This window comes from Pseudomonas sp. MD195_PC81_125 (assembly GCF_014060985.1).
GTDB classification, from domain to species: domain Bacteria; phylum Pseudomonadota; class Gammaproteobacteria; order Pseudomonadales; family Pseudomonadaceae; genus Aquipseudomonas; species Aquipseudomonas parakoreensis.
Window position 1 is genome coordinate 1 of record NZ_JABULD010000013.1, and the last position, 5,305, is coordinate 5,305.

Consider the following 5,305-nt stretch of genomic DNA (forward strand, 5'->3'; position numbering starts at 1 on the left):
CGACGTCAACATCAATGCCATCGCGCCGGGCATGGCGGCGGCGTTGCTCGCCACCGCCATGGGCCTGTTTGTCGCGATCCCGGCGCTGTTTGGCTACAACCGCCTGATCACCCGTAACAAGGAAGTCAGCGCCGACATGCGCGTGTTCGTCGACGAGTTCATTACCCGTCTGGCGGAGATGCACGGTGAAGGTCAGTCCAGTGAAGCGGCGCATCAGCGCGGCCATCACGCCAACCACTCCGTACCGGCCTGAGGAGCATTGCCATGGCGTCCGTAAATGCCTCCCACGACGATGACGAAGATGCAGCGGTGGACAGCATCAACATCACGCCACTGGTGGACGTGCTGATGGTGGTGCTGGTGATGTTCATCCTCACTGCCACCGCGCAGGTCTCCGGGATCCAGATCAACCTGCCCAAGGCCAGCGCCGCGGTGTCGCTGTCGGAGGCCAAAACCAAGGCGATTTCGGTCAATGATGGCGGTCAGGTGTTCCTCGATGCCTACCCGGTGACCCTGCCGGAGTTGGAAGAGCGCCTGCGCATCGAGAAGGCGCAGAACCCGGACTTCCCGGTGATCGTGCGCGGCGACGCCACGGTGCAGTACCAGAAGGTCATTGAAGTGCTGGATCTGCTGCGCCGGCTCGAACTGTCTCAGGTCGGTCTGGTGACCGGCAAACCGACGCAGGGTTGAGTGATGACCGCACAACTTCCGATTGAGCCGCTGCCGGTGAAGCGCTCGCCGTTGCGTTACCTGAAGTGGGGGCGCCGGGCTGCTGCTCGGCGCGCTCGCCGCGTGGTTCCTGTGGCAGTGGGCCAATGACATGAGCGGCATCCGCCGTGAAGCGCCGAAGGTGCCGACGATCATTCCGTTGCCGCCACCACCACCGCCACCTCCGGAAAAACCACCGGAGCCGGAAACCCCGGTGGAAGAAAAAGTCGTCGAGCCCGAACCCACGCCCGAGCCGCAAGAGGTCAAGCCCGAGGAAGAGGCGCCGCCATCGCCGGCGGACGATCTGGCCAACCCGATGCAAATCGACGGCGACGCCCAGAGCGGCAATGACGCTTTCAACATCGGCGCCGGCAAGGGCGGCGGTATGGCCGGAGCGGGTGGCGGACGCTTGGGTACCGGCACCTACAGCCAGTTCCTGGCGTTCACCTTCCAGCGTTTGCTGCGCGAGAACCCGGACCTGCGCAACCTTGCGTTTTCGCTGCAGGCCGATGTGTGGCTGAGCAGCGTCGGCGAAATCACCCGGGTCGAGCTGGTCAAGTCCAGCGGCAAGCCCGAGATCGACACTCAGGTGCTGGCCGCATTGCGCAACGCGCCGCATCTGAGCGAACGGCCACCGGCCTCCATCACCTTGCCTGTGCGCCTGTCCCTGCAAGGGCGGCGTCCGGGTTAACCGAATTCATAAAGCTGTATGAAAAGGAGTTGTGTGCAGATGATTTCCAACGTGAATCGATTGTCCCTGGCGGTCGGCATGGTCATCGCGACCCTGGTCGGTCAGGCCGCGGCAGCGCCTGCGCCTTCGGAGAACGCCACGATCAATCTGATCCGCTTGCTGGTCGAGCAGGGCATTCTGAAACAGGACAAGGCCGACGCGCTGATCGCTCAGGCGCAGAACGAAGCGGCGCAGGCCAAACAGGCTGCCACTTCCACCGCCGTAGCGGCCGGACCGGTAGCGGCACCGGGCGATGTGCGCGTGCAATATGTGCCGGCCGCAGTGCGCGACCAGATCCGCGATCAGGTCAAGGCCGAAGTCATGGCCACCGCCAAGCAGGAAAACTGGGCCGCGCCCAATACCTTCCCGGACTGGGCATCGCGCATCAGCTTCGACGGCGACATTCGTCTGCGTGACGAATCGCGCTACTACTCGGGCAGCAACAGCAACGAAATCGTCGACTTCGCCAAACTCAACAACAACGGCCCGTACGACGTGAACCCCAACAGCAGCACCAACCTGCCGCCGTTGCTCAATACCCGCGAAGACCGCACCAACCTGTTCCGGCTGCGCGCGCGGCTAGGGATGAAAGCGGTGATCTCGCCGGAATGGACCGCCGGCATCCGCATCGGCACCGGCTCGGACAACAACCCGGTGTCGACCACGCAGAACCTCGGCGGCGGTTTCGCCAAGAAAGACATCTGGCTCGATCAGGGTTACCTGAACTGGAAGCCGACCGATGAGCTGACCCTGACCGGCGGGCGTTTCGCCAACCCGTTCATGTCCACCGACATGCTGTACTCCAACGACCTCAACTTCGACGGTGTGGCGGCGATTTTCGATCACAAGCTCAACCGCGACTGGGGTGTGTTCGGCACCGTCGGCGCGTTCCCGGTGGATTACACCAACGACACCACCACCAGCAATGGCTTCGACAAGGAAGAAAGCGACAACAAGTGGCTGTACGGTGCGCAGCTCGGCGCCCAGTGGGCAATCAACAGCAACAACCGCCTCAAGGGCGCGTTGGCTTACTACCGTTTCGACGACATTCAGGGCCAGCGCTCCAGCCCTTGCGCACCGTGGGCCGGCGCTCCGGGCTGCGACACCGACGGCAGCCGTGCGGCGTTCATGCAGAAGGGCAACAGCGTGTTCCTGCTGCGCGACATCACGCCGAACCCGGCCAACCCGACCACCACGCCGCAGCCGCAATTCGTCGGTCTTGCGTCGGAGTTCAACCTGCTCGACCTGAATCTGGTATGGGACGCCGATCTGCCACAAGACTTCAAATTGCGCAGCCAGGGCAACTACATCCACAACCTCGGTTACGACGAAGGCGACATGCGCAAACGCTCGGAAGGGCAGATCGTCAACAACCTCAACAGCAACGGCGAGATCCAAAGTGGCGCCAATGCGTGGATGGTCCAGTTCACCCTCGGCAACGCGCTGGACCTGAAGAAGCAGGGCGACTGGAACCTGTTCGCCGGCTACAAGTACATCCAGCCGGACGCCTTGCCTGATGGCTTCAACGACTCGTCGTTCCACCTCGGCGGCACCAACGCCAAGGGCTATATCCTCGGCGGCAACTACGGTCTGGCGAAGAACGTCTACGCCACCGGCCGCTGGATGAGCACCGAAGCCGTGTACGGTGCGCCGTTCGACATCGACGTCTTGCAGCTTGAGATCAATACGCGCTTCTAAGGCGCCGGGAGTACGGTCATGCACGCACGAGTTTTACTGTTGGGGCTGAGTTTTTTCATCGCGCAAGGCGCGCACGCCGAAGGCATGGAGGAGCGTCTGCGCACCCAGTTGCGCAGCACCACTCAGCAGTTGCAGGCCCTGCAGAGCCAGCAGGCCCAGGCCAGCGCCGCGCAACTGGCGGCGCAGAACGAAGCCAAAGCGGCGCAGGCGCAGATCAAGCAATTGACCGCTGAACTGGCCAAGGCTAAAGGCCTGGCCGAGCAGTTGGCCGGCCAGCAGCAGAACCTGCACAACCAGGCCCAAGCGCAAGTCGCCGCCAGTAGCGAACAGGTCGGCAAGTTCAAGAAGGCCTACGACGAGTTGCTGGTCATGGCCCGTGCCAAAGAGGCAGAACGGTCTAAGCTTCAAGCGCAATTGGCTGAACGTGACACACAAGTGCAGCAATGTTCAGTCAAGAATCAGCAGATGTACGGCGTCGCCAAGCAGATCCTCAGCGCCTACGAAAACATTGATGTGGCCGAGGTAATGAAGATCCGCCAGCCCTTCGCGGGCAGCGCCCGGGTCAAGTTTGATGAACTGGCCCAGGGGTTCGGTGACGAGCTCTACAAGACTCAATTCGACGCGCCGCAAGCTGCGCTCGCGCATTGATTAACAAACAAGGAAGAAGTCATGACTCAATTGATCAGCCATGTATCCCCGCAATCCCTGACCGAAGTCCTGCAAGCGGCCGGTTATCGCGTCAACCAGACCGAACAGAACGGCATCGTGCAGTTGCTCAGCGCCAGTCAGGGCATCGGTTATGCCGTGCGTTTCGGCAACCCGGCGGTGGAGCAGGGCAGCTATGTCGATTTCACCTTCAGCTGTGCGCTGCGGGTGCAAGGTGAGTTGCCACAAGGTGTGGCCGAGCAGTGGAACGCCACCCGGCGTTTTGCCCGGTTGTCATTACAGGGCGAATTTCTGGTGATGGAAATGGACGTGGTGGTCGCGGCGGGTGTGAGCAACGATCACCTGCGTGGCAGCCTGGAGCTGTGGGACCGTTTGCTGCAGGAATTCATCGTCTACCTGCGTGATTTCACCCAGGCCGCGCAAGCCTCGACAGCCAAAGTCGCTACCGCTGAGCAAGAGGAAGTCGCGCTGTGAAAAAGCCTGCCATGGTGATCGGCGCCGGGGCAGTGGCGCGTGTTGGTGGTAGCCGTGGCGCTGGTGCTGCGACCGGGTACTGACCCGGTTGCCGCCCAGCAATCGTCGCCGTTGGCGGCGGTTGCTGCGGGGCCGGCCGTGGCGCGACTGGGCAATCAGCAGGTGACGCCGCAGGAGTTGCAGGCGTTGCTGGCGACATTGCCACCGGCAAGTGCCGAGCAACTGCGCGGCAACCGTGAAGCACTGGAGCGCTGGATTCGTACCCGTCTGGCGGAGAAAGCCGTGCTCGAGCAGGCCGACGCTCAGGGTTGGGCGCAGCGTCCGGACGTGGTGCGGCAAACCCGCGCGGCCAGCGAGCAGATCGTCTTTCGCGATTATTTGCGCTCGGTCAGCACCGTGCCGGCGGACTACCCGAGTACGGCCGAGTTGCAACAGGCGTACGACGCCGGCAAAGCCAACTGGATGACGCCGCCGTTGTATCGGGTCAGCCAGATTTTCCTCGCGGTGCCGGATGCCCAGAGCCTGGACGCTGTGCGCAAACAGGCGGCCGAGCTGAGCAAGAAAGCTCAGGGCACGCCGGGGGATTTTGCCGCGCTGGCGACTCAGTACTCGCAGGATCGGCTGACCGCCGAACGCGGCGGCGACAGCGGGCTGCAACCGTTGCAGCAACTGGTGCCGGAGGTGCGGGGCGTGGTGGCGAAGTTGAAGGTCGGCGCGGTGTCCGACCCGGTGCAGAGCGCAGCCGGTTTCCATGTGATCAAACTCACCGAACAGCAACCGGCGCGTACCGCGACTCTGGATGAATTGCGCGATCAACTGACCCAGGCCTTGCGGGCGCAACGGCAGGAGCAGATTGCCCAGGCGTATCTGGACGGGATGCTCAATACCGCAACGCTGAGTATCGACGGGGCCGAGCTGAACAAGGTCCTCGAAACCCACCAATAAATCACCTTGTGGGAGCGAGCCTGCTCGCGAATGCGGTGTGTCAGGCAGCGTAATTGTTGAATGTGCTGGCGCCTTCGCGAGCAG

5 protein-coding genes and 2 pseudogenes are annotated in these 5,305 nt (G+C 62.8%); all 7 read left to right on the top strand.

What is annotated here, in order from left to right; genetic code table 11:
* Positions 1–253 (top strand): MotA/TolQ/ExbB proton channel family protein (locus tag HT737_RS00640; protein WP_182400979.1); only part of this gene is annotated, 253 nt, incomplete at its 5' end.
* Positions 254–264: 11 nt separating this feature from the next.
* Entirely contained in the window at positions 265–690 is a 426-nt protein-coding gene (locus HT737_RS00645) for a biopolymer transporter ExbD (protein WP_007955109.1), read from the top strand.
* A gap of 3 nt (positions 691–693) precedes the next feature.
* A pseudogene (locus tag HT737_RS00650) lies at positions 694–1,399 on the top strand (energy transducer TonB).
* 39 nt (positions 1,400–1,438) lie between these two features.
* A complete protein-coding gene (locus tag HT737_RS00655) occupies positions 1,439–3,136 on the top strand; it encodes a putative porin (protein ID WP_182400981.1) in 1,698 nt (565 codons plus the stop codon).
* An 18-nt stretch (positions 3,137–3,154) separates the two neighbouring features.
* Entirely contained in the window at positions 3,155–3,784 is a 630-nt protein-coding gene (locus HT737_RS00660) for a DNA repair protein (protein ID WP_182400983.1), read from the top strand.
* A gap of 21 nt (positions 3,785–3,805) precedes the next feature.
* Entirely contained in the window at positions 3,806–4,276 is a 471-nt protein-coding gene (locus HT737_RS00665; RefSeq protein WP_095666689.1) for a YbjN domain-containing protein, read from the top strand.
* A pseudogene (locus tag HT737_RS00670) lies at positions 4,273–5,221 on the top strand (peptidylprolyl isomerase). The gene HT737_RS00665 and the pseudogene HT737_RS00670 overlap by 4 nt, the downstream one beginning before the upstream one ends.
* Positions 5,222–5,305 lie beyond the last annotated feature (84 nt).